Source organism: Formosa sp. S-31, from assembly GCF_051172795.1.
GTDB lineage: Bacteria > Bacteroidota > Bacteroidia > Flavobacteriales > Flavobacteriaceae > Formosa.
Window position 1 is genome coordinate 291,904 of record NZ_JAENDK010000008.1, and the last position, 26,253, is coordinate 318,156.

At 37.4% G+C, this 26,253-nt stretch carries 17 protein-coding genes and 2 tRNA genes; 7 read left to right on the forward strand and 12 right to left on the reverse strand.

What is annotated here, in order from left to right:
* Window position 1 precedes the first annotated feature (1 nt).
* Entirely contained in the window at window positions 2-541 is a 540-nt protein-coding gene (locus I3217_RS10885; protein WP_435049786.1) for a sigma-70 family RNA polymerase sigma factor, read from the reverse strand.
* 132 nt (window positions 542-673) lie between these two features.
* On the opposite strand from I3217_RS10885, the gene I3217_RS10890 reads away from it, so the two are divergent.
* From I3217_RS10890 to deoD, 7 genes are all read left to right on the forward strand, one after another.
* The gene (locus I3217_RS10890) at window positions 674-1,807 is read left to right on the forward strand and encodes a FecR family protein (protein WP_435049787.1); all 1,134 of its coding nucleotides are present in this window, start codon (window positions 674-676) and stop codon (window positions 1,805-1,807) included.
* 221 nt (window positions 1,808-2,028) lie between these two features.
* Window positions 2,029-5,550 (forward strand): SusC/RagA family TonB-linked outer membrane protein, encoded by a 3,522-nt coding sequence (locus I3217_RS10895; RefSeq protein ID WP_435049788.1) that lies wholly within the window; start codon window positions 2,029-2,031, stop codon window positions 5,548-5,550.
* A 12-nt stretch (window positions 5,551-5,562) separates the two neighbouring features.
* Complete coding sequence (locus I3217_RS10900; RefSeq protein ID WP_435049789.1) at window positions 5,563-6,966, forward strand: RagB/SusD family nutrient uptake outer membrane protein; 1,404 nt, start codon at window positions 5,563-5,565, stop codon at window positions 6,964-6,966.
* Between the two features lie 13 nt (window positions 6,967-6,979).
* Window positions 6,980-7,978 (forward strand): hypothetical protein, encoded by a 999-nt coding sequence (locus I3217_RS10905; RefSeq protein WP_435049790.1) that lies wholly within the window; start codon window positions 6,980-6,982, stop codon window positions 7,976-7,978.
* A gap of 147 nt (window positions 7,979-8,125) precedes the next feature.
* Entirely contained in the window at window positions 8,126-10,981 is a 2,856-nt protein-coding gene (locus I3217_RS10910; protein WP_435049791.1) for a M16 family metallopeptidase, read from the forward strand.
* Between the two features lie 167 nt (window positions 10,982-11,148).
* Entirely contained in the window at window positions 11,149-11,817 is a 669-nt protein-coding gene (gene deoC, locus I3217_RS10915; RefSeq protein WP_435049792.1) for a deoxyribose-phosphate aldolase, read from the forward strand.
* 3 nt (window positions 11,818-11,820) lie between these two features.
* Window positions 11,821-12,519, forward strand: coding sequence for a purine-nucleoside phosphorylase (gene deoD / locus I3217_RS10920; RefSeq protein ID WP_435049793.1), 699 nt, complete (start codon window positions 11,821-11,823; stop codon window positions 12,517-12,519).
* On the opposite strand, the gene I3217_RS10925 is transcribed toward deoD, so the two are convergent.
* From I3217_RS10925 to dnaE, 11 genes are all read right to left on the reverse strand, one after another.
* Window positions 12,511-13,362: a biotin-dependent carboxyltransferase family protein gene (locus I3217_RS10925; protein ID WP_435049794.1), complete on the reverse strand. Its 852-nt coding sequence runs from the start codon at window positions 13,360-13,362 to the stop codon at window positions 12,511-12,513. The two genes, deoD and I3217_RS10925, sit on opposite strands and share 9 nt — an antisense overlap.
* A complete protein-coding gene (gene pxpB, locus I3217_RS10930) occupies window positions 13,355-14,086 on the reverse strand; it encodes a 5-oxoprolinase subunit PxpB (RefSeq protein ID WP_435049795.1) in 732 nt (243 codons plus the stop codon). The genes I3217_RS10925 and pxpB overlap by 8 nt, the downstream gene beginning before the upstream one ends.
* Before the next feature lie 4 nt (window positions 14,087-14,090).
* Window positions 14,091-14,831, reverse strand: coding sequence for a 5-oxoprolinase subunit PxpA (gene pxpA / locus I3217_RS10935; RefSeq protein WP_435049796.1), 741 nt, complete (start codon window positions 14,829-14,831; stop codon window positions 14,091-14,093).
* Window positions 14,831-16,063 carry an Nramp family divalent metal transporter gene (locus I3217_RS10940; protein WP_435049797.1) on the reverse strand — a complete coding sequence of 411 codons (1,233 nt, stop codon included), beginning with the start codon at window positions 16,061-16,063 and terminating at the stop codon, window positions 14,831-14,833. The genes pxpA and I3217_RS10940 overlap by 1 nt, the downstream gene beginning before the upstream one ends.
* Window positions 16,064-16,152: 89 nt before the next feature.
* Window positions 16,153-16,896 (reverse strand): polyphosphate--glucose phosphotransferase, encoded by a 744-nt coding sequence (ppgK, locus tag I3217_RS10945; RefSeq protein ID WP_435049798.1) that lies wholly within the window; start codon window positions 16,894-16,896, stop codon window positions 16,153-16,155.
* 215 nt (window positions 16,897-17,111) lie between these two features.
* Window positions 17,112-17,185: transfer RNA gene (locus I3217_RS10950), tRNA-Asp, on the reverse strand.
* Window positions 17,186-17,469: 284 nt separating this feature from the next.
* Window positions 17,470-17,543: transfer RNA gene (locus I3217_RS10955), tRNA-Asp, on the reverse strand.
* A gap of 81 nt (window positions 17,544-17,624) precedes the next feature.
* Entirely contained in the window at window positions 17,625-18,554 is a 930-nt protein-coding gene (locus tag I3217_RS10960) for a DUF58 domain-containing protein (RefSeq protein WP_435049799.1), read from the reverse strand.
* The gene (locus I3217_RS10965) at window positions 18,551-21,124 is read right to left on the reverse strand and encodes a M1 family metallopeptidase (RefSeq protein WP_435049800.1); all 2,574 of its coding nucleotides are present in this window, start codon (window positions 21,122-21,124) and stop codon (window positions 18,551-18,553) included. Before I3217_RS10965 ends, I3217_RS10960 begins: the two co-directional genes overlap by 4 nt.
* 90 nt (window positions 21,125-21,214) lie before the next feature.
* Complete coding sequence (gene trxA, locus I3217_RS10970) at window positions 21,215-21,532, reverse strand: thioredoxin (protein ID WP_435049801.1); 318 nt, start codon at window positions 21,530-21,532, stop codon at window positions 21,215-21,217.
* A 131-nt stretch (window positions 21,533-21,663) separates the two neighbouring features.
* Window positions 21,664-26,052 (reverse strand): DNA polymerase III subunit alpha, encoded by a 4,389-nt coding sequence (dnaE, locus tag I3217_RS10975; RefSeq protein WP_435049802.1) that lies wholly within the window; start codon window positions 26,050-26,052, stop codon window positions 21,664-21,666.
* Window positions 26,053-26,253: the final 201 nt, after the last annotated feature.

The window sequence follows — 26,253 nt, forward strand, 5'->3', positions numbered from 1 at the left end:
TTTATTTCATAATAATGCTGAGTAAAACCAAAACCAGCATATCCTTAGAGGCATTTTCCTTTAAAAATGCATAAGCTCGTTTCATTTGAGTTTTCACCGTATTTATAGACACGCCTTTTGCCTCTGCTATCTGCGCATAAGACAAACCTTCTACTGTGTAAGCTAGAAAAATATTTCGGCGGGCTTCGGGAAGTTGCTGCAACAACTGGTTTAAAGTTAACTGCCGTCTTTTAGTATTATCCTTTTCATCAAAATCGACATGTTCTACCCTATCGGTATGTTTATGATCTTCTAATGAAATATTTTTTTTGATTTTATTTTGATGCTGTAAACTTAAATTTCGAACGGCTTTATAAGCATACCCCTGAAAGGTTGTGGAAATTACAGTCCGGTCTCTGTTTTGCCATAATTGGGTAAAAAATTCCTGGACAACATCTTTGGCAATATCCTGATCTTTAGTAATTTGAAACGCAGTTAAACACAAAAACGAATAGTTTTCGCGAAACATGGTTTCAAAAGTATTCAAGTCTATTCCAGGCATAAATTACGATATCATAGTCTCAAAAATAGACATTCGTTTGCAAAATGCAATTTTCGTTACACAAAAAAAATTTAACCTTTTTGTCACCCTATTTTAATTTTTCTTTAACATTAAATAAAAAACATCAACCAAATGAAATCTATAGACAAAATAAAACATGTTTTAACTACACTTTCCGGTAGTAACGACTATAGCATTTTAGATCGACTAGACCTAACCACTCCAGAACGCGAATTAATTAATAACATTATAGCAGACGATTTAGTTGAAGAAGCCTTAGAACTTTTAAACGCAACCAACACTTCTGCCGATTTCCTTAAATTAAAATCCGATTTAAATATACAAGACAAAACACCTAAACTATGGCAAAGTTATGTTAAATACGCAGCCATACTGGTTGTTGCCTTAACGGTTAGCTTTTTTGGTTTAAAACCACTGCTTTTTAAATCGGAAACTTTAAACATCAAATCGGAAGCTATTACATTGGAGCTTGAAGATGGCAGCATTAAAGAAATTCATTTAAATGAAACACTTCAAGTTACAGACAGCACCGGTACTCTTGTAGCCAGTCAGAACTCCGATCATATTACATATCTAAACCATGAGGACAACAAATTAAGCTATAACACCTTAAACGTCCCACATGGTAAAACATTTCAACTGGTTTTATCGGACGGAACACAAGTACATTTAAACTCCGGAACCTCAATTAAATTCCCCGTTCACTTCATAAATAAAGGCAACAGAGAAGTCTTTCTTAATGGCGAAGCCTATTTTGATGTAAGTAAAGATAAACTTCATCCCTTTATAGTAAACACCAGTACCAGTACCGTGGAAGTTTTAGGAACCGAATTTAATATTATGAATTACGATAACGAAACCAACACCAATGTGGTACTGGTAGAAGGTAGTGTAGAATTCACCGCAACACAGTCTAACAAAGCCGTGAAATTAACACCTGGCATGATGGCTTCGGTTAACAAAAACGAGCCTAATGCCGACATTGCTCTTAGCAAAGTTAACCCACTAATGCATACAGCCTGGATAAATGGTCGCCTAATATATCGTGATCTAGCCTTTAATGAAGTTATTAAAAAATTAGAACGCAAGTATAACGTATCGATAGAGAATAACAATAGTGAATTAGGAAAACAAACCTTTAGCGGGAATTTAGGAAACGAAACTATTTACGAAGTGTTAACCTATTTTAAAGAGATTTACGGTATTAAATACGAAATTAAAGACAACACCATTTACATTAACTAATCAAAAAAAACCAATATCTAAAAAAACATTGCCTATGAGATAAATCCTTACAACACACAACTTAAAGAAGAAAAAACAAAAACCGGAATGTACTGGTCCTACATCCCGGAGCATTGTTAAATGATTAAATAATAACCATTAAATTAGTATGATATAAAAGTATGAAAAATAAGTTTAATAATTATTTACGAATAATTACTTTCCCCAAACTCGATTTAAAAATGAAGCTTTTCTATGTTTTTCTATTCAGTGCCATATTCGGGCTAAAAGCCAACGATAATTACGCACAAAAAACAAAGCTAACCTTAGAGTTTAAAAACGCTACCATTAGCACTATTATCGATGAGATTGAATTGACGTCTGAGTTTAAATTCTTCTACAAATCGGATGAAATAGATTTAAACCGAAAAATTAACTTAAAAGCGAATCAGGAAAAAATTGACAACATTTTAAACAAAATGTTCATCAATACCAATGTACAGTACAACGTACACGATTCACAAATTGTTCTTAAATCGGCAGAAATACCTTTAAAAGAAAACAAACAATCTTCAGTTAATCCCCAAAATTTCATAAAAGTATCAGGAACTGTTTTAGACGAATCCGGTATGCCTTTACCAGGGGTAACAATTACTACCGGAGATGCCATTTATGGTGCTACCAGTGATATTGATGGGGTTTTCGATATTAATGTTCCTAAAACAACTACTGAAATCATCTTCAGTTATATGGGATTTCATACCGAAAAAATTATACTAGCCAACTATTCCGATTTACGTAATCTTAGCATTACTTTAAAAGAAGAAGTTAACAGTCTTGAAGAAGTAGTTGTAACAGGGTATCAGACTTTAGACAAGGAGCGCGTTACAGGTTCATTCTCTCAGGTTACAGAGGCTCAAATTCAAATGCGCCCGGCGTCTTTAAACATTTTAGAGCGTATAGAAGGTACAGTTGCCGGTTTAAGTATAAATCAGGCCGGAGAAGTAACGGTACGTGGCGGCAGCTCTATCAACCTTAATAACCAACCTCTAATTGTTGTAGACGGCTTTCCTATTCAAGACAATTCGCTGAGCTCTATTAACCCGGAAGACGTTGAATCTATAAACGTATTAAAAGATGCTTCTGCAGCTTCTATCTGGGGGGTTCGTGCCAGTAATGGTGTAATCGTTATTACTACTAAAAAAGGGAAAACAGATCAAAAACTATCCGTCAACGCTTCTGCTTTTACTACCATTACTAACAAAATTGATTACGACGATATGGGCTTACTTAACTCAAGTGATCAGATTGATATAGAATTGGAAATGTACGACAAGAACTGGGTAAACGAAAGTACTTTTAATACCTACCTAAACAATTCTAATGCATTCACTTTAGTTAACGAAGCTTTAGTATATAAATTAGGTATGGCACCTGACGGCGATGTATGGACACAATCGCAATTCGACAACTACATCAATTCCCTACGTCAACGCAGTGCAAGTAACGACTGGGAAAAATACTTATTAAGAAATGCTACGTCTACTACCTATAATGTATCCTTAGCTACCGGAAGTAAAAACAACTCAACTTATGCCTCTTTAGTGTATAACGAAAACAGAGATGCTGCTATTGGCAATGCCGATAACCGTTTAATTTTCACTATCAACGATACGTATCGTTTTAACGACAAAATTCAATTTAACGCAGCTTTAATTGCCACATTAACACATGCAACAAATAACGGTGTAGACTTCCGCTCAATGAAAAATGATGATGCCTACAATGCCTTAGTAGACGAAAATGGAAACACTATCCAATACTCTCCATATTACCACAAATGGGCCACTCAGGAACGTACAGATCTAACAGGAGTTTCAGAATTCTACAACGAATTAGATCAAATTCGTGCGAACGACAACAACCGTGAAAACGTAAATATCCGCTCAAGATTTGGCTTAAAAGCCGAACTAATTGACGGCCTGGAATTCAACTCCAATTTCCAATACGAAAAAGGATATACGCAGGTAGATGAATATCAGTCGATGGACCATTATGAACAACGCAGCCGGATTAGTAAACTGTATGTAGACGGTGTATTTCAGTTGCCTGTAGGCACGCGATACGAGTATACTAGAACCGGTTTCGATGCCTGGTATTTTAGAAATACCTTAAACTTCGATAAACAATATGGCAAACATGGAATCACACTTTTTGCCGGTGCTGATATTACCAGAAGAACCACAGATGGTGTAAAAGACCGTAAATATGGGTACGACAAACAATTAACCACATATGTACCTGTAGATGAAGTTGCTTTAGCCGGACGTGAATACAGAGACTGGAGAGGTTTTAGATACTATGAAGGTGTTGCATTTACTAACGGAAAATCAGATAACCGTGAGATGTCCTGGTATGCTAACGGCGCCTACGAATTCGACAATAAATATGTGGTAAATGGTAGTTTCCGTATCGACCAAAAAAACCTTTTTGGTAGCGACCCGAAATACCGATACAAACCTTTATGGTCTGCCGGGGTAGCCTGGAATATAGATAAAGAAGACTTTTTAACAGCAAGCTGGATAGACCGCTTAAGACTAAGAGCTACTATAGGGGTAAACGGAAATGCCAGCGAAAGTTCTTCACCTTACGCTAAAGCAAGACCATACAACTATGCTTACGGACTTAATTATGATTATTTAGACATTACTAGCCCTCCGAACCCGCAATTACGCTGGGAACAAACTTATGTAACGAATTTAGGTCTGGATTTTGGGTTATTTCAGAATCGTCTGGGAGGAACTATTGAATACTACATGAAAAACAGTACCGACCTTTTAGGGAACCGTGCTTTAGATCCTACTAACGGTTTTTCAAGTGCACAGATTAACTATGCTTCTATGACAAATAATGGTGTGGAGTTAACACTGCATTCCGATATCATCAGAGGGAAAGATTTTAACTGGGGCATAAGTGCCAATATTAGTTACAACAAGAATGAGGTAACTGCTTTAGAAATCGCTGAACAAGATACCCGAGATATTGTACGTAATGGTAAATACGAAATAGGAAAGCCATTATATAACGTTTGGAGTTATAACTATGCTGGTTTAGATAACGCGGGTAATGTTTTATTATACAATACAGACGGTACCACAAAACGCTGGGACGACGGTATCGAATCAGAGGACGAATTAATAAAACAAGGCGTATTAATAGCCCCTTGGTACGGTGGTTTATCAAATACCTTCAGATTTAAAGGCTTCGACCTTACAGCTAATTTGGTTTACAAGTTTGGTAATGTATTTAACCACAACTACGGCAGAAGTTACGATGCCAGAAACAGCCGCATGTTTAGCGTATGGAAAAACCGCTGGATGCAGCCTGGGGATGAGGAAAACACAAGAATTCCAAAATTATCTTATAACGGTGAAAACCCTTATAACGGAGAAAATGAAAGCAGAACAGGTGCTGGCGATGTGTACTGGCAATACTCTCAGGACAACATCCTTCCTGGTGGATACATAAGAGTAAGAGATTTAATTCTTGGATATACCATACCACAAGCGGTTACCGATAAAACCTTCTTTAGCAACTTAAGATTTACATTCCAAGCTACAAATCCATTTTTATGGACAGAAAATAAACGTGACTTAGATCCTGAAGCGATGATTCAAGGAATTACATCAAACGTTGAGTATGAGGACATATCTTATTATACGAACTTAAAATCCTTTACTCTAGGGTTTAGAGCTACATTTTAACACTTAAGAATTATGAAATACAAAATTTTAATATATACCCTTTTTGTAGGCATACTAAGCGCTTGTAATCCAGATGAGTTTTTAGATGTTTACCCTACAGGATCCACCATTCCTACAACTGTAGAAGATTTTGATAAATTACTGGAAAACCCGGATGTTGCAGCAGATGAAACTGCAAGAAACTTAACCTTTATGGATCCGGACGTGTCCTTACCTAATGCTTTTTATGACGGATATAATTCCGTTATACAGTTTCAATATGTTTGGGATGCACAACCGTATAATGACGTTTCTTATACCGATAGCGACTGGAATGACCGCTATAGTAAGATTATGACTTTCAACACCATTTTACAGGATGTAGATGGCGCTGATTTAGGTAACCGCTTAGAAACCGACAGAGCTCGAGTTAAAGGAGAAGCTTTAGCTCAACGTGCGTATGAGCTGTTTTCTCTGGTAACAGAATACGGTGCAGCCTACAGCGCAAACAATACAGATGCTCCGGGAATCCCTATGCCTTTAGAAGTAGACCTTACGGCTCAATTATCCAGAAAAAGTGTAGGTGAAGTGTATGCACAAATCGAAAAAGATCTGGATGCTGCGGAAAACTTATTACAGAATAACAACCCAATTAATACCGGTGCAAATTTTAGACCGGGTATGGCTTCCATTTATGGACTTCAAGCTCTGGTCGCTTTAACAAAAGGTGATTTCGGTAAAGCCAACACCTATGCCGATCGCGCTTTAAACCTGTATCATTTCCTTTACGATTACACTGGTATTACAAATAATACGGAAGGAAATGCCTGGAGTGGTTTACCTATAACGAATTTAGATTACTCCACAACTACAGAAAATGTAGTCTGGAATCGTGAACACCGCGACGATTACCAAGTCATCAATGTATTTTACGGCGAACCCTTATTACAATTATTCGATCAGGAAAATGATCAGCGTTTTATTTTATTCCACAGTACAGAATCGTATACGGGTGTATCGGTTAGTCCTAGTATCGTATATGCAAGCTACAGACGTACGGTTCAAGCAGGATTAACAACCCCTGATTTATATTTAATAAGTGCAGAAGCTAAAGTACGTACCGGAGACCGTGCGGGCGCTTTAAGTCGTTTAAATACACTTTTAGAAAATAGAATCTTAAACTTTACACCATATACCGCTGATTCATTTAGTGATGATGCAGCTGTTCTGGAATTAGTAAAAGCAGAAAGACGTAAGGAGTTCATGGCATCGGGAAAAAACTTCCTGGATCAGAAACGCTATGTAGCTTACGGAGATAATGTACCAACTTTCGAAAGAAACGTAAACGGTAACATCTTTACCTTAGAACCTGATCAGGAAAGCTATATGGTTCCTATTTCATTAAACATCCAGTCCTTAAACCCAAACTTAAATTAAAACCAGATACACTATGAAAACTTTATATTATATCCATAGAATTTTAATCGCATGTGTTCTGGCTTTGGTAGTACAATCCTGTGATGAAAACGACTTTGACGACCCTATTCCTAACGGAGAAACTGCCGATAAAATGTCATGGCAGGCCACTACAATATTAAAAGTAAGCACAGATTCAGACAGCAATGCCTTTGTCTGGCAAAAAAACCTGGTTACTCTGGAAGAATCCTGGCAAAACAACGAGGTGGTATTACACCTGGATTTAAACACTAATTTACCAGTGAACCAAATCGATAAAATTCAGTTTTATATTAATGCCGAAGAAAAAGATGGCTATAATGCTGCAGCACCATACGATAAAGCCAACTTTTTACTGGAAACTATAGATAGTTTTAATGAAGAACTAAGCTTCGATTTACATTTATCGGCCTCGAAAGTATACGACTTATTCAAAAACAAATATGAATTCGACCGCCAGACCAGTCTGGTGCGCGAAGGTGATATTTTTGAAATTAAATGGGCTATTTTCGCTAAAGACGGCACTGTTTTAGACACCAGAAATTCAACAGAAATCAATAAGCGTTTCGGATTTCAATCTAAAATAGTAGATGTTATTCCACCAGTTTGGGTAGGCGATTTTAGTTATGAAATTCTTACAGCTACTGCCAATGCACAATATTACGGCTATGTTAAACCTGGAGACTCCGGTACCATTTCTATTACAGAATCTAATACATCGGGTGTATACAATGTACAGGATTTAAGTTTCTTCTTTTACGGAGCAGCCTACAGCCCTGGAGAATTAACTTACGATTTTACAACCGGTGAAATTTCCACAAAAGATGTAGGTAGCTATCGCTATGCCGCTAAATGGGAAATCACTAAAGTAGATGGGCCGTCTATAGAAATTTTATGGTCTTATTATTACTCATCAGGTTATGACATTTACATGACAGTAAAATTAACCCGTAACGATGGTGATAACTGGCCTACAAACCTACATACAAATTAGTAATTTGAATTAGTAGTCATGTATTTTAATTGTTAAGGAGTGAGGCTTTCGCCTCACTCCTTGTTTTCCCATTTCATTATGTTAAAACAACCTTAATAATTCTACCACAATAATGGCTTCAAATTTTACAACATAAACAATACTGCAATGCAACTTATTAAAACTTCTATTACAACTATTAAGCTATTAGTTCTAACGCTTTTCCTGTTCTCGGGAAAGACACTAAAAGCCCAAAATAATTCCAAACTTTTAGACTCCACTATTACAACTGGAGTCCTTAAAAACGGAATGACCTATTACATTAAGCACAACGTAGAACCTAAAGACCGTGTGTCTTTCTATTTTGCACAAAATGTAGGTTCTGTGCTTGAAAATGAAAAGCAAAGAGGTCTGGCCCACTTTTTAGAGCATATGGCTTTTAATGGTACAGAACATTTTAAAGATAAAGGCATGTTAGATTACCTTAAAAAAAATGGTATCGCTTTCGGATCTGAAATTAACGCCTCAACCGGTTTCGACCGTACGATTTACAACATAAACCACGTACCTACAAGCAATGAAAAGCTTTTGGATTCTGTGCTTTTAATTTTGCATGACTGGTCGGGTTCTCTATTATTAAAAGACGAAGAAATAGATAAAGAACGCGGTGTGGTTAACGAAGAATGGCGTATGCGAAACACCCCTGCCCAACGTGCGGGTTTAAAGGTTTTTAAAGAAGGTGTAGTAAAAGGCTCAATCTACGAAAACCGCATGCCAATAGGTTTAATGAGCGTGATTAACAATTTTAAATATCAGGAACTAAGAGACTATTACAAAAAATGGTATCGTCCGGATTTACAATCGGTAATTGTTGTAGGCGACATAGCCCCAACTGAAATGGAACAAAAAATAATAAACACCTTTTCTTCCATTCCAATGCCTGAACATCCCGCTAAGCGTCCTGTCTTTGAAGTCCCTTTAAACGACGACTTAATTTATATTCAGTCAGTAGATAAAGAACTAACGCGAGGTACAATTCATTACCTTATAAAATTCAAAAAGGAAGATAACAATCCTGTCACTTTTATAGACGACAAATTAATATCAGGATTGGCTTTAAGTATTTATAACAGTCGTATAAGAGAGTTGTTGACAGCCGAAAACAGCCCGGCTCACTCTATAACATTAAGCTACGAAAACCATGTACGTCCTTTAGATGCGCTAACCTTGACTATTAAACCTAAAAAAGATAAAGCAGAAGCTGCCTTTGAATTTGCCCTTACCGAACTTGCTCGCTATGCGAAATACGGTCCCTTAGATACCGAACTGGAGCGTTCAAAAAAATCTAAGATCAGTAGTTATGCTATGACCTTAAGTAACCTAAACAAAGTGAGCAGCAATGCTTATGCTAAAAGAATCTACGAATATAAGTTAGAAGGCACTCCGTTTCCTAATTACGAATGGTATGGCACACAAGTGGTACAGTCCTTACCCAAGTACACGAAGGAAGATGTTTTAAACTATCTCAGCAAAAAATTTAAATACCAAAACTGTTTATTTGGTTTAACAGGAGCAACCAACACCTATTATACCACAGAAGACTCTGTAAAATCCATTATAAAAAAAGTACAAAATGCGTCTCTTGAACCGTATAAAGAAATAGAAAATAACGATCCTTTAGTTACTGATGACTTAACAGGGTCTGAAGTTGCAAATACGTTTGAAGTTCCTGGTTTAAACGCCAAAGGGTATCAATTAGAAAATGGTGCAAGAATTATTTTGTATCCAACAGATAATGCCAACGAAAACATCAGATTTAAAATATACAGTAAAGGAGGCAAATCTTTAGTTAATGCAGATTTATTACCTGATGCATCTATGGTGACTCAAATGGCGTATCAATCAGGACTTGGCGAATTTGACTCCAATGCACTAAACAAAAAACTAGCTGGTACGAACCAAAGATTTTACTACCTGTTTAATGAAACCGAAGAAGGCTTTTATGGCCGTACTGCAAAAAGAGATTTCGAAACTTTGATGAAACGTGTATACCTTGCATTTGTACACCCGCGTTTTGATGAATCTGAATTTGAAAGTAGTATAAAAAGCTGGAGACAAAACAATGCCAACAAATACAACAATAAACACACCCGATACAATGAAGCCATGTCTCTGGCAAATACAAACAACAGCGAAAGAACCATTATTTACAACGACTCAATTATAAAAAACATCACTTTACATAATATAAAGCAAATATATAAAGAGCGTTTTAGTAATGTTGGAGATTTTACCTTTGTTTTCGTAGGCGATATTGATACTGAAACCATGCTTGAACACTTAAAAACATATATTGGCAGTATTCCTTCAACCGGAAAACAAGAAACCTATAGAGATCATAATTTAATTCCTGCCGAAGGAAAAACTCAGGTGCATATTCAGGAAAAATTAGAAACACCGCAAACCTCGGTTAAAATTCTTTTTGAAGACTACGTAGATATCGATGTTCGCAAAGAACTTATTTTAAACATTGCAGGCCAATTATTAAGTTCCAGATATCTCGAAGAAATCCGTGAAAACGAAGGTGGCAGTTATAGTGTAGGGGCCTGGGGCTATGCAAGACATACGCCTAAGGAGAAATACATTTTTCAGGTAAAATTCAACTGTAACCCGGACATGACAGACAAACTGGTCGACATCGTTTACAACGAATTTAAAACTCTGGAAACTACAGTTAATGAAAACACCCTAATTGAAGCCAAAAAGTCTCTGATAAAAAAACGCATGGAGTCCGAAAATGATAATTCCTTTTGGCTAAATCAAATTGTGGAACAAGATACTTACGGTCTGGATATTGTATCCAAAAAAGACTATATCGACCTTGTAAATTCTATTTCTGCAGATGATATAAAAGCACTGATGAAAGATGTAAATAAAAATGCCCGTGTCATTCAGGCAATATTAGAACCAGATACTATAGACACTAATCAGTCCATAAATAAAATGGAAGAAATCAAACAATAACGCTTTTGACACCCCTATTTTTTTTCAAAGCAGTACAGTATGTAATAGTGTACTGCTTTTTTATTCTAAAATACTTTCGCTCGGCTATTTAAAGTAAATAATAGTTAATATCTTTGGGAAACAGGCCTTTTCAACATTAAAATTCCTGTTTTAAAAGCAGCAACACTATGGAAAATTTAAGTCAGTATATCGATCACACGATTTTAAAAGCCACAGCTACACCAAATGACATCGTTAAACTTTGCGACGAAGCTAAAACTTACAATTTCGCCTCGGTTTGTGTCAACAGTTGTTATGCTCCTTTAGCGAAATCAGAATTAAAAGACAGCACAGTAAAAGTCTGCTGTGTCGTTGGCTTTCCTTTAGGCGCCATGAGTACTATTGGTAAGGTTGAAGAAACAAAACAGGCTGTAAAAGACGGTGCAGAAGAGATTGATATGGTATTAAATGTTGGTCTGTTAAAAAGTCAAGATTTTGAAACCGTTAAAAATGATATTAAAGCAGTAAAAGCCTGTTTACCCGACTTAATTTTAAAAGTAATTTTAGAAACCTGTTATCTTGAAGATGCTGAAATTATAAAAGCCAGTGAACTGGCGATAGAAGCTGGCGCCGATTTTATAAAAACGTCAACTGGGTTTGGGACTGCAGGTGCCACACTACACGATGTAAACCTTATGCTTAATACCGCAAATGGTCGCGCCAAGGTAAAAGCTTCCGGTGGCGTAAAAGATTACAAAACGGCCATGGAATATATTAATAAAGGTGTTGCCCGTATAGGTACGTCTTCTGGAATTGCTATTGTAACAGGAGATTCTATATCAACCGAAAATTATTAACTTATGAGTGTACATATAGAAGCCAAAAAAGGAGAAATTGCCGAAACTATTTTATTACCAGGAGATCCGTTACGTGCCAAATGGATAGCCGAAACTTTTTTCGAGAATCCAAAGTGTTTTAATAAAGTAAGAGGCATGCTGGGTTACACAGGCACCTACAAAGGAAAACCTATTTCTGTAATGGGTACAGGTATGGGCATTCCTTCCATTTCTATTTACACCCACGAACTCATTAAAGATTACGGTGTAAAAAATTTAATTCGGGTAGGAAGTGCAGGATCTTACCAGCCACATATAAACCTGCGAGATATCGTAATTGCCATGTCGGCTTCTTCCAATTCCGGAGTTAACAGTTTACGCTTTAAAGGCGCCAATTTTGCTCCTACAGCAGATTTTGAACTGTTTCAACACGCCATAGATGTAGCCAAATCTAAAAACATCCCGGTAAAAGCAGGAAATATTTTTTCTTCAGACGAATTTTATACCGACGACGCTAAAGAATATAAAAAGTGGAGCAAATTTAATGTGCTTTGCGTAGAAATGGAAACCGCTGGCTTATATACTATAGCCGCCCAGCATCAGGTTAGTGCCCTAAGTATTTTAACTATTTCCGACTCTCTTGTCACCGGAGAAAGCACGTCGAGTGAAGCACGCGAGAAATCATTTAAAGATATGATTGAAATTGCAGTAGAATTAGCTTAATTCCAAGTAAAACCTAATACTTTGTCCTGCATATTTCTGCACCATGATATTTATGGCTTCTGAACTGAGTTGTAATATTCTGGGATACCCTCCAGTAGTCTGGCAATCACGCATCAAGACAATTAACTGTCCGGAAGGTGTTAACTGAACCGTTCCAGGAAGTACTGCCGAGGTTAACACAGAAGGCAAGTCATTTTCCAAAATTTCATTTAAACGATAGCCCATTCTGTTACTGTCTTTAGAGATGGAAAACGATTTGGACAAAAGCTGTTCTTGCTGTCTGGAAGACAACATATCGAACTCAGGACCTTTAAACACATTAATTCCAGATGTATCAAATAAGTCTTCTTTTACCTTAAGGGCAGCATAGTTAAAAGGGTGTTTCATTTCAGCATCAGGTATATTTAAGGTATCTCCTTTTCGCAACACAACCTGTTCTGTAATTCTACTATACATACTACGGCTATTTAAAACGACTTCTGAATTAAAACCGCCTTTAACCGCCAAATAACAGCGAAAACCCTTGTTCAAACTTCCAAAACTCAAAACGTCATCTGATTTGACTGCTATCGCCTTATTCTGTTTAACAATTTTACCGTTTATAGTGGGTCCCATATCTGCCCCCGAAATACAAATTAAAGTATCTTTTAAAAACTGTAGTGTTGCTCCAGTCATAGTCATTTCCAGTACAGCGTCCTGTTTTGAATTCCCCAGCAAACCATTAGCAATTCCCGCCGACTGACGGTCCATTACTCCGGAATAAGGCACACCAAATTCCTGAAATCCAAACCGACCCAGATCCTGAATTGTGGAATAAAACCCCGGAGTAATAACTTTAATCATGATATATTTCGTTTTCCGGCTGATAGACACCCTGTGCAACCAAAAGCTGAATATCGTTATATTCTGATTGGCTTACCGATTTAAACTTAATTTTATCTCCAGATTTTGCGAAACAAGGTTCTGCCCTGGTTTTATCGAAAAACGACACGGGAGAATTCCCTATAATATTCCAGCCTCCCGGACTTGCCATAGGGTAAATACCAGTTTGACTTCCTCCTATAGCAACGGCTCCCGTTTCAATTTTTAGTCGGGGCATATGCTTTCTCGGCACATGCAAACGCTCGTCCAGACCTCCCAAATAAAGAAACCCAGGCAAGAACCCAATAAAATAAACAGTGTATAAAGCAGCCGTATGCCGTGAAATAATCTCGGATACAGGAAGCTGTTTTAACACAGATATCTCCTTTAAATCGACACCAAAATGTTCATCATAACATACCGGAATGGTCCAGATTTTCGAAACTGATTTACGAACCTGGTAATCCTTAAGATACAGATCTTTTAGTTTTTCTGAAAGAACCGTTTGCGTCACTTGCAACGGATTAAAAATCACCAAAATTGAATTGTAGGCCAGGCGAAGTTCTAAAATACCTTCTATCTTTTCCTGCGCAATAACACTTTTAAATCGGACTATATCCTCTAATACAGCTTCTGAAATTACTGCGGGCCACTCTACTAAAACAGCCTGATCTCCAAAATTTTTGTATGTAAGACTGAAGCTCATACCACTAACATATTACAATGTCATTTTGCTCTAAAAATGACCTCAAATCTTTAATTAATTGCGCCGCATTTTCAGTATCGCCATGAATGCAAAAGGTTTCAGCCACTATTGGCAAATCATGATTATTTAAAGTTTTTACTGTCTTATTCTGCACCATCTGCAACACATGTTCGGCCATCTCGCCGGCGTTATGAATCATGGCTTTAGGATGCGACCTCGAAACCAAAGACCCGTCATCATTATAATTTCTGTCGGCAAACCCCTCATAAACCAAAGGAATTCCATGTTGGATAGCCAGTTTTGCCATTACGGATTGAAAAGGCACATATAATTTAACTTCAGCATCCAGAGTTTTAAATACCTCAACGATAACTTCGGCAAACGCCAAATCTTTAGCCGCAAGGTTGTAAAGCGCGCCATGTGGTTTTACATGATGCAATTTTAAGTGTTCATGATTTAATATAGCCAGGAGATTTTCAATCTGAGATTTTAAAGATGTTATTAAATCTGTTTTAGACAGCTCCATCGCTTGTCTTCCAAAATTTAGTTTATCCGGGAATGACGGATGCGCACCAATTTTAACACGATGAGCTTTAGCCAAAGCTACAACTTGTGTCATAGTAACTTCATCTCCCGCGTGGCCACCACAGGCAATATTACAAGACGAAATAAAAGGCATAATCTCGGCTTCATTTCCAACACCCTCACCTACATCTACATTGATATCAACAACTAATTGCTCCACTAAATCCAGTTTAATTTTAAAACATTATTTAAAGTTACTAAAGACAACAAAATACTACCAACTAAAATTATAATGGCAATAGTATTTTGTAAAAGGTTGTTTTTAAATCGGCCCATTACCGAAGGTTTATTGACAACCCATACTAAAAACCCTGCGATAAGGGGTAACAAAATCCCATTTGCTATTTGCGCAAATTTTATAATTTCTATCGGTTTTATCCCCAGGGAGGAAAATACCACGCCCATAAGCAAAACCAGCATCCAGACCGCTCTGAACTTTTTCGATTTTAAATCTGAAGGCCACCCCAGACATCCGGTTGCCACATAGGCCGCAGCCAAAGGTGCTGTTATGGCACTGGTTATACCTGCTGCGAACAAACCTATAGCTAAAAAATAAGTCGCAAACTTACCAAATAAAGGTTCCAGCCCCAGCGCTAAATCTGAAGCGTTCGTTATTTGATCTGCTTTAATGGCACTTGCCGAAATAATAATACACATAGATACCAGACCTCCCAGAATTACAGCCAAAATAGTATCTTTTCGCACATAATGTAAATCCTCCAGACGGTGCCACTTTTCTTTAACCAGCGATGCATGTAAAAATAAATTATAAGGGACTACTGTGGTACCAATTAAAGCCATAATAGTTAAAATACTTTGTTCCGGATATTCTGGCATCACAATACTTTTTACTATTGCTAATACATCTGGTTTGGTAATTACTGCCGTAATCAAAAACGCCAAACTCATTAACGTAACCAAAGCTACCAGTGCTTTTTCTATAATTTTATAATTCCCAATATATAATAAAACGAAGGCCAACACTCCAATAAGAACATTAAACAACTGAATATGTAATCCTGAAATCTGCAGTGCAGGGTTATGCAGTATGGTTTCCAGCCCCAATACGCCTCCCGAAATATTTCCTGCCTCGTAGGCTGCGTTCCCTAAAACTATAGCTGACAATATTAAAATTACCGATACATATTTTACTACTGGTGTTTTAAGTTCTGAGCGTATAATTTCACTCAAGCCTTTTTGAGAAATTAACCCCAGACGAGCAGACATACCTTGCAACACTATGGTAGCAATTATAGAAAGCACCATAGCCCACAATAAAGAAAAACCAAAATTTGCTCCGGCTAAAGTACAAACGGTAACGGTTCCCGGCCCTATAAATGCCGCAGCTACTAAAGGTCCGGGACCAACATTTTCAATAAATTTTTTAATCATATGTCCCCGAATTTAAACTATTCGGAGTTAATATAAAACGTGGTTGTACAATTAATACCAAAAAGAAGAAATAAGTATAATAAAAACACTTAAACAGGTTTGTCCTGGATAGCAGCTGCTGCGCCTACTATACCTGCATAATTACCTAAATGCGCCGGAACTACAGGCGTATCAATTTTTATATATGCTTTAAACTTATCAAAATCATCTGCTGTACCACCTCCCAGAATTATAAGATCCGGACACACTAAGAGTTCCACCAATTCCAAAAACACATTAAATCGCTTACCCCATTTTTTATAACTCAGGTTATGACGCTCCTTGATTGAAGCTGCGGCCCAGGCTTCAATTTTTTTATGTTTTTTATAAGGAATTTGTCCTAACTCAAAACTAGGAATAAGCTCGCCATTAAAAAAAGCGCCGCTACCCAGACCGGTCCCAATAGTAATCATAACAACCAAACCTTCCTCCCCTTTTCCTATACCGTATTTCATTACAGCATAACCCGCTGCATCGGCATCGTTAATAACATGTACCGGAAGCCCGCAGGCTTCAGAAAACAAAACCTCTACGTTTCGGTTTTTCCAGCTCTTATCAAGATTTCCAACCGTTTTACAAACACCGTGTTTAACTAAAGCAGGAAAACCAGCACCGACGGGACCTTTATAATTAAAATGGTCTACAATAGCTTTGAAAACCTGAGCCATTGCCTCGGGTTTACGAGAAGCCGGGGTAGGTATTCTAAAGCGCTCAGTTAATAATTCTCCTGTTACTGAATTTACAATTGCTCCTTTCATACCGGAACCACCGATGTCAATTCCTAAAACTTCCATGTATTTTTATTGCTATGATTGACTATAAAAATAAAAAAGTTAAAAGGATTTACTGTGTACCGAATACAAATATTACAGAAAAACTAACAATAAGTGGTTTACATCTTATTAGCTTTAAACTGATTCACTCTGAATACAATGAAGTCTGCTTTATTTTGAAAAGGAGAAGTATAAAAACAAAAAAGCCCCATGACTATGGAGCTTTTGTTTTATTGCGGTCTGGACGGGATTCGAACCCGCGACCCCCTGCGTGACAGGCAGATATTCTAACCAGCTGAACTACCAGACCGTTGCATTATTGCGAGTGCAAATATACACCCCTTTTTGGATTCTAATACTATAATTTGAAATATTTTTTCACTTTTTTTTATTCCCCTAAAACCGAGCAACTAACTTCAGTTAAAATCCATTTCAAAATAAAAAAGCATCCCAATTTTCAAAGATTGAAAAAAGGAAAGCCTTTCATTGGTTTAACAACTTAAACCGTAGACAAGCACAAGGCTTATCTAAACAACACAACTAAAATTATATGCAAAAAAAAGCTCCAAGTTGATGGAGCTTTTTGCAATGTTGCGGTCTGGACGGGATTCGAACCCGCGACCCCCTGCGTGACAGGCAGATATTCTAACCAGCTGAACTACCAGACCGTTGCGTTATTGCGAGTGCAAATATACACCCCTTTTTGAATTACACAAAATATTTTTTCAGAAAATTAAAAAAAGTTTTAACTACAAAAACTTCGTCCGCTCTACCATAAAGGTAGTCAATATATTATCAAAATTCTGTCTAATATCGGCTTCCACATATTTTATCTGATATTGCCCGCATTTTAGCCTTAGCGCTTTAAAATAATCTGTTACCGCTGCTTCGTAATTCTCCTTAATATTATCAGCATACACGTTTAAAAACGTCCCTGTTTCTACATCGACAAAACGTTTTGGCTGATTATCGAAATTAAATTTCAATTCTGTTTCTTTATCAAACACATGAAACAAAACGACATCGTGCTTGTTATACTTTAAATGTCTTAAAGCTTCGAATAAAGCGTCCTCACTTGCAGAGTCCTGAAACATATCGGTAAATAGAAATATTAAAGAGCGTCTGTGTAGTTTTTCGGCAATATGATGCAAATAGGTATAAGTGTCTGTTGATTTTTCTTTAGGCGTTACTCTCACCATCTGCTCCAATTCGTGTAGCAGCATATGATGGTGTCTGTCGCTACCTTTCTCTGGTGCATAATATTCGTAAGTATCACTGTAAATACTCAAGCCTACAGCATCCCGCTGACGTTTTAAAATTTGCATTACAGCTGCCGAAGCCAGAGCCGAAAAAGCAATTTTATTCAACTTATTTACAGAAAATGAATCGTATGCCGGATAATGCATTGAACTGCTATTATCGATAATTAAATGACATCTTAAGTTTGTTTCTTCGTCGTACCTCTTAGTATATAACTTATCTGTCTTTGCATACAGTTTCCAGTCTATATGTTTAGTACTTTCTCCCTGATTATAAATTTTATGCTCAGCAAATTCAGCTGAAAACCCATGAAACGGACTTTTATGCATCCCGGCAATAAACCCCTCAACCACTTGTTTGGCCAGAAGTTCCAGATTTACAAATCCGCCCGTATGATGCAATTCTTCCCTTAATTTCATTTGCTTTCTGTATTAAATACCTTTTGTGCTCTAAAAACATCATCAGCGGCCTGTAATACTTTCATTTTTAAAACCGGGCTGTAATCCGGATGACTTTCTAAAAATGTATTTACTATATCTTTTGCAGCTGCTGAATTATACATTCCTATAGTATTGTACACCCAGCCTATCGGGAAAAATATATCTCCGGTAAGCTGTACCTCTTCAAGCAAATCTAAACTTTCCTTTAAATACTTTACAGATGCTTCCTGTCGTAACGGATGATTTAAATTATATAAACCGGAAAGCACCCAGGACTCTTTCTCTCTATTCTTTTCGTCTTTTAACCCATTAAAATAAGCATCTCTATCTTCAACCGAAGCAGATAATGATGGTAACAAATACTGGAAACGCTTTAAACGATCCGGATTCGTGATTTTTGTCTGAGCTATCTCCAAAATCTCTTTAGCGTTCTTATGGTTATATAAGACCAGATTTCTTGCTATTCCTGTATAATCATTTTCGTTAAGTTTTAGATTTGGTATTTCTACATCTTTATTCCAGATACGATATAAAAATGCTTTTCCTGATTCATTATATGCGATTCCGGAATACAAACCAAATATCGTTTTTTTAACGTCTTCTGTGGTCTCACTTAAAAGCTTCTTACGTAATTTCATCTCTAAAACATCTATCTGCTTCCCACGTTCCTCTGTGGTTAAATACGTCCAGAATACACTTCGAAGTTCCCCCGAAACCAACTTCACTATAGCATCACTTTGTTCCTTAAGCACGGTATTCGTATACAACTTTAAAGCATCTACCGGAGCTATATTCCCGCTTAACACATTTTCGTATACATTTATATAAGCGTAACCTCTGGCCACCTCATCTTTAATATTTAAAATAACATTTAAATCGTCAACTCTCGGAAACACACCATAACCAAAACCATTATAATTGTAAATAAATGCCTTTGGTTTAGGCAGACCGACCAACTGACTTACAACATTTTGTTTTCCTTCTACCGAAACATTAACAACTTTAATAGCATCTGCGTAGACTAAACCTATTTCGAAAGTTTGCGGCCAGAATTTATCGCTGCCATCTTCTGCGTGTTGTGAAATGATAAATTCGGAAATTAACTGTTTATCATCGTATTTTATTTCATCTGTAAATATGGCCCGTCCCGATTTATTAACCCAGGTTTCGCTCCAGGTTTTTAAATCCAAATCTGTTTTTGCATCCAGAATACTTATTAAGTCGTTCCAGTCTGCATTGCCATTAGCGAATGTTTTTATATAAGTCTGCATTCCTGATTTAAAGGTCTCCTCTCCTAACAAAGATTCCAGCTGACGCATCATAATAGGCGCCTTATGATAAATAATATCGCCGTAAAGTGTACCGGCATCCTTAAGATTATTTAGTTGCTGACGAATGGGGTTACTTCCTTTTGTTCGATCTACACTGTAAGCACTGGAATAATGCTCCAACAAAAACTGCATTTTATGATTTACACCAGGAAAACTAGGATTTGCAATTTTATCGGCCATAAAATTGGCGAACACTTCTTTTAGCCAGACGTCGTCAAACCATTTCATGGTAACCAGATCGCCAAACCACATGTGTGCTGTTTCGTGAGCTATTAATTTTCCGCGTCTTAAACGCTCATTTTCTGTAGAAGTATCATCTAAAAACACACTGGCCTCACGATACTGAATAGCTCCTACATGTTCCATCCCGCCATATTGGAATCCTGGTATAGCCGCAAAATCCAGTTTTTTAAACGGAAAATCGTATCCTGTATAATTTTCTAAAAACGTAATAGCCTCGCGATGTAATCTGAAAATTTCAGGTACACTGGCCTGAATTTTCTTCTCATCGGTTTCCCTGTACAGAAGTCGCATTTTAAATCCATCTGCTTCGTCTTCCACAACATTAAATTCTCCAGCTACAAAAGAAAATAAATACGTGCTCATTTTATCCGAAGTATCAAAGCTGTAAACCGAAAAGTCACCGTCAGTTTCAATGGTTTTTAAAGGTCCTCCTGCCAGCACTTTCCAGTTTTTTGGTGCCGATACTTTTAAATTATATTCAGCCTTCAGATCCGGTTGATCGAAGCATGGGAATAAGGTACTGGCACGATCTGGAACGAGCAACGTGTACAGGTAATCTTCGTTCCTATTTAACGACAATTCACCGGCAATAAAAGCAATACTAATTGTATTTTTTCCCAGACTTAAATATTTTTCATCAATAAGTATATGTCCGTTTTCATGCACAATATTTATTGGTTCTTCATTAACCTCTACTTTTAAAATACTAGAGCTTTTTTCTTTAAAATCTAAAACCAACGGCGATTCTAAATTCTGAAGATGACATAAAATGGTTTCAAAAGCAGGAATACTATCACTTTTTGCTTTAGGGATATCAAATTTTAAATCGTAAGTAATATCAGAAATTTGTTTTCCCCTTGTACCTGCCAATTGCTCCGAGACACCATGTTCCAACTTAAAACTAGAATTATTTTTTTCAGATTGTCCGCAGGACCAAAGCATTATGCTACAAAGCAAAAAGAATATGTTTTTCATTAGAATTTAAATATTATAAGGGTCTAAAAATAGAAAAGGTTTGACAGTACGCCAAACCTTTTTCTATATGTTCTATGTGTAAAATGTTTATTACAATAGAGAGTCTATTGCATCTGTATAAGCCTTTTTAGGCGCTACACCAACCTGACGTCCAACAACTTCTCCGTTTTGGAACACTAATACTGTTGGAATGTTACGAACACCGTATTTAGAAGCAAAATCCTGATTTGCATCAACATCTACTTTACCCACTACAGCTTTACCTTCGTATTCTGTACTAATTTCATCAATGATTGGTCCAACCATACGACAAGGTCCACACCAAGCCGCCCAGAAATCTACTACTACAGGCTTTTCACTTTTTAAAACAGTTTCCTCGAAATTTGCGTCTGTTATTTCTAATGCCATTATATATAATTTTAAAAGTTGTTTTTATATGTAGACAAAATTAGTCAAAAATTCTGCCAAAACTTACAAGCTGACGATTTGTTTTATTTATTGACAAATTGTCTGAACTGATAGTCAATTTATTAAAGTTGCTAATTTAATTTATAATACATGTGTTGCTCGTCCAGCGCTTTTAATAACTCCTGCGAAATCGTAATTTTTTGCCGCCTGCTAAGCATTGGTAATTTCACCTGATCTTCGTTATCGTAGACTACAAAACTCAAGGTTTTGGTCCCGGAATGACTATGTAAAATAGACTTTAAAGCCAATACTTTCTGCTCGGTTAATTCACTAAGATTAAGCTGAATTGATAATTTTCTCGCATAAGCCTCCATAACATCGTGAAGCAATTGAAAACTATTAAACTGAATTCTAGGCTCACTCTTCTTTCCTGTATCCTTATTTACCCAGCCTTCACGAATAAAGGTTTTTACGTACACAAAACTATTTACAACAAAAAAGTGTCTGAATTTTAAATAATCTTCACCAAAAATTCTAAACTCATAACTATCGTTATAATCTTCTATGGTAAATAATGCCCAGCCTTTACCCTGTTTGCTCACACGATGCTGTACATCGGTTACAACACCTCCAAAAGTAAGCTCTGCATTTAAACAAGCTTCCAGATTATTAAACATGGATAAATTAGCATTACAGAAGTTGGTCATCTCCACTTTAAAGTCATCCAGCGGATGCCCTGAAATATAAATCCCAACCACTTCGCGCTCTTTAGCCAGCTTTTCCATGGTTCCCCATTCTTCTGCCGGCGGCACTGAAGGTTCTTCAATCTGTACATTACTGGCATCCCCGAATAAGCTTACCTGAGCTGAGTTTTCGTTTTCCTGATGCTTATTTCCGTATTTAACCGCCTTTTCTAAAAAGGTAATTCCATCGCCTTCATCTAAAAAGTACTGCGCACGATGCGTATCTGAAAAACAATCGAAACCTCCTGCCAGAGCCAGATTCTCGAATGCTTTTTTATTGGCAGCACGAAGGTCGATACGTTTTGCCAAATCGAATATCGACTTATACGGACCGTCTTTTCTTCTGTTCTCCACTATCGTTTTAACAGCGCCATGACCAACACCTTTAATTGCTCCCATTCCAAAACGCACTGCATAATCGTCGTTTACGGAAAACTTATAAAACGATTCGTTTACATCGGGACCAAGCACACTTAACTTCATACGCTTACACTCCTCCATAAAGAATGTTACCTGCTTGATATCATTCATATTATTAGAAAGTACCGCAGCCATATACTCAGCCGGATAATGTGCTTTTAAATAGGCTGTTTGATAAGCAATCCAGGCATAACAGGTAGAGTGCGATTTGTTGAAGGCATAACTAGCAAACGCCTCCCAGTCTTTCCAGACTTTTTCCAGAACCTTGGCATCATGACCGTTTGCACTGGCCTGCTCAATAAACTTCGGTTTCATTTTATCCAGTACGGCAATCTGCTTTTTACCCATCGCCTTACGTAAAACGTCGGCTTCACCTTTAGTAAAGTCTGCCAGTTTTTGGGACAAAAGCATTACCTGCTCCTGATATACCGTAATACCATAAGTTTCCTTAAGGTACTCTTCCATGGCTGGTAAATCGTACTCAATTTCCTCGTCACCATGCTTACGTCGCACGAAACTAGGAATATATTCCATTGGCCCCGGACGATATAAGGCGTTCATTGCAATAAGATCTTCAAACACCGTAGGCTTTAAATCGCGAAGGTGCTTTTGCATCCCGGGAGATTCGTACTGGAACACCCCTACTGTTTCTCCGCGCTGGAATAAGGCATAGGTTTCTTCATCATCCAAAGGAAAGGTTTCCGGATCCAAAGTAATATTGTGCTTAGCCTTAACAATCTTTACTGTATCTTTAATAAGGGTTAATGTTTTTAACCCCAGGAAGTCCATTTTTAACAGTCCGGCAGATTCCACAACGGAGTTATCAAACTGCGTTACATATAAATCGGAATCTTTAGCCACCGAAACAGGAACGAACTTCGTAATATCATCTGGTGTAATAATAACCCCGCAGGCATGAATTCCGGTATTTCGAACCGAACCTTCTAAAACGCGTGCCAGATTTACGGTTTCCGATTCCAGCCCTTTACCTTCTGCTATACCAAAAAGCTCCTGTACTTTTTCAATTTCTTCTGCTCTGAATTTACTTTTTAATCCCTTTTCGTCTAAACCAAAAATCTTATTCAGTTTAGTCATGTTTGGAATTAATTTCGCAATTCTATCGGCATCAAATAATGGCAAATCCAATACTCGAGCTGTATCACGAATAGACGATTTCGCCGCCATGGTACCATAGGTAATAATCTGGGCTACCTGATTGGCACCGTATTTTTCGATTACATAATCCATAACCCGACTTCGACCTTCATCATCGAAGTCAATATCGATATCGGGCATACTTACACGATCCGGGTTAAGAAAACGCTCAAAAAGCAGATCGTACTTCATCGGATCGATATTGGTAATCCACAAGCAGTAAGCTACTACCGATCCTGCTGCCGATCCACGCCCCGGCCCTACCGATACGTCCATATTCCTGGCCTCGCGAATAAAGTCTTCCACAATAAGGAAGTATCCGGGATACCCTGTATTTTCAATTACGCTTAACTCGAAATCTAAGCGCTCTATAACTTCTTCGGATAACGGATCTCCATAGCGCTTTTTAGCACCTTCGTACGTTAAGTGTCTCAAAAACGCATTTTCTCCACGTTTTCCACCATCAACTAAATCCTCTTCATGTCGAAATTGCTCGGGAATATCGAAAGCAGGTAATAATACATCACGCGCTAACTGATACGGTTCTACCTTATCTATTATCTCCTGAATATTAACAATAGCCTCTGGAATATCTTTAAACAAGCCTTTCATCTCATCGGAAGACTTAAAGTAATACTCCTGATTAGGCATACCGTAACGATACCCGCGACCACGACCAATAGGTGTTGCCTGTTTCTCACCATCTTTTACACATAGCAAAATATCGTGTGCATTGGCATCTTCTTTAGTCTGATAATAGGTATTATTTGTCGCTATAATTTTAATATCATGCTTCTGAGCAAGAGCAATCAACGTTGGGTTAACCCGATTTTCATCTTCCTGATTATGTCTCATAAGCTCGACATACAAGTCATCCCCAAATTGTTCTTTCCACCAGAGTAAGGCTTCTTCTGCCTGATTCTCTCCTACATTAAGCACCTTACTCGGCACCTCTCCGTACAAGTTTCCGGTAAGAACAATTAAATCTTCCTTATACTGCTCAATTAATTTTCTATCGATTCGGGGCACATAATAAAACCCGTTTACGAAAGCATGAGACGATAATTTTGCCAGGTTATGATAGCCGTTTTTATTCTTGGCCATAAGCACAATCTGGTATCCATTATCCTTTCTAGTTTTATCTAAATGGTCCTCACAGACAAAAAACTCACAACCTATTATTGGTTTAATTTCTTTATCTGGAATATTTTGTCCTGTTTCTTCGGCAGCCTTAAGTTTTGCCTGAACGCCACTATTATGTTTATTAACGGCGTTAACAAAGTGAAACGCCCCCATCATATTGGCATGATCTGTAAGCGCTACGGCTGGCATATTGTGTTTTGCTGCAGCATCCACCAAATCGACCACACTCATAGTCGATTGTAAAACCGAAAACTGGGAATGATTATGAAGATGTGCAAAACTTACATCTGCTAAATCGGAAATATTCTGTTTAATTTCTGCCGCAGAAAGATCGGTAGACTGTGCTTTTTGCAGACGCTCAGCTATTTTAGCACTAGCTTGTTGTAGATTAATATGCTTTAATCCTATAAGCTGTATTTCCTGAGGATTAGCCTCGCTGAAATTCTTAAAATAATCTGGTTCTACATCTAACTGCTCTACAGTATATTGCTCGCGTCTTATTAACTCGAAAAAACAACGCGTAGTAGCTTCCACATCGGCAGTCGCATTATGCGCTTCAGCGAACGGCTGACTGAACAGAAATTCATGTAATTCCGTTAAGGTTGGCAACTTAAATTTACCGCCTCGACCTCCTGGAATCTGACATAATTGCGCCGTATCTTCGGTACAGGTATCTAAAACGGGTAATTCCTGTAATACATTAGCAAGGCCTTCTCTATGGAATTCAGCTCCCATAATATTTACATCGAAGCCAACATTTTGCCCTACGATAAACTTGGTTTTACTTAAGGCTATATTGAATTTCTCTAAAACTTCCTGCAAGGTAATCCCTTGCTCATCGGCCAGCTCTGTTGAAATACCATGAATTTTTTCAGCATCATACGGAATATTAAATCCGTCTGGCTTCACCAAATAGTCCTGATGCTCGATACAGCGCCCCATTTCATCATGCAATTGCCAGGCAATTTGTATACATCTTGGCCAGTTATCGGAATCGCTAATGGGTGCATCCCACCGCTTTGGTAAACCTGTAGTTTCGGTATCGAAAATTAAATACATAAAATCTGTTCTGCTAAAAAATAGGGAGGCTAAAATTAAGAATAATTATGGGTTTCTGCCGCATACTTTTACCTTTTTATAATTTAATTTAACCTTTCCTCTCTGACCTTAATTTAGTAGTTTTACTTTTAACCAAACATTTATTTCTAACTTACTTAAAAATAATTAACAATAGAAATACATTTTACTACATCCCTTATT

Coding starts and splice junctions, on each gene's coding strand:
- I3217_RS10885 (WP_435049786.1), bottom strand. CDS start 541: ATGCCTGGAATAGACTTGAATACTTTTGAAACCATGTTTCGCGAAAAC.
- I3217_RS10890 (WP_435049787.1), top strand. CDS start 674: ATGAAATCTATAGACAAAATAAAACATGTTTTAACTACACTTTCCGGT.
- I3217_RS10895 (WP_435049788.1), top strand. CDS start 2,029: ATGAAGCTTTTCTATGTTTTTCTATTCAGTGCCATATTCGGGCTAAAA.
- I3217_RS10900 (WP_435049789.1), top strand. CDS start 5,563: ATGAAATACAAAATTTTAATATATACCCTTTTTGTAGGCATACTAAGC.
- I3217_RS10905 (WP_435049790.1), top strand. CDS start 6,980: ATGAAAACTTTATATTATATCCATAGAATTTTAATCGCATGTGTTCTG.
- I3217_RS10910 (WP_435049791.1), top strand. CDS start 8,126: ATGCAACTTATTAAAACTTCTATTACAACTATTAAGCTATTAGTTCTA.
- deoC (WP_435049792.1), top strand. CDS start 11,149: ATGGAAAATTTAAGTCAGTATATCGATCACACGATTTTAAAAGCCACA.
- deoD (WP_435049793.1), top strand. CDS start 11,821: ATGAGTGTACATATAGAAGCCAAAAAAGGAGAAATTGCCGAAACTATT.
- I3217_RS10925 (WP_435049794.1), bottom strand. CDS start 13,362: ATGATTAAAGTTATTACTCCGGGGTTTTATTCCACAATTCAGGATCTG.
- pxpB (WP_435049795.1), bottom strand. CDS start 14,086: ATGAGCTTCAGTCTTACATACAAAAATTTTGGAGATCAGGCTGTTTTA.
- I3217_RS10940 (WP_435049797.1), bottom strand. CDS start 16,063: ATGATTAAAAAATTTATTGAAAATGTTGGTCCCGGACCTTTAGTAGCT.
- ppgK (WP_435049798.1), bottom strand. CDS start 16,896: ATGGAAGTTTTAGGAATTGACATCGGTGGTTCCGGTATGAAAGGAGCA.
- I3217_RS10960 (WP_435049799.1), bottom strand. CDS start 18,554: ATGAAATTAAGGGAAGAATTGCATCATACGGGCGGATTTGTAAATCTG.
- I3217_RS10965 (WP_435049800.1), bottom strand. CDS start 21,124: ATGAAAAACATATTCTTTTTGCTTTGTAGCATAATGCTTTGGTCCTGC.
- trxA (WP_435049801.1), bottom strand. CDS start 21,532: ATGGCATTAGAAATAACAGACGCAAATTTCGAGGAAACTGTTTTAAAA.
- dnaE (WP_435049802.1), bottom strand. CDS start 26,052: ATGTATTTAATTTTCGATACCGAAACTACAGGTTTACCAAAGCGGTGG.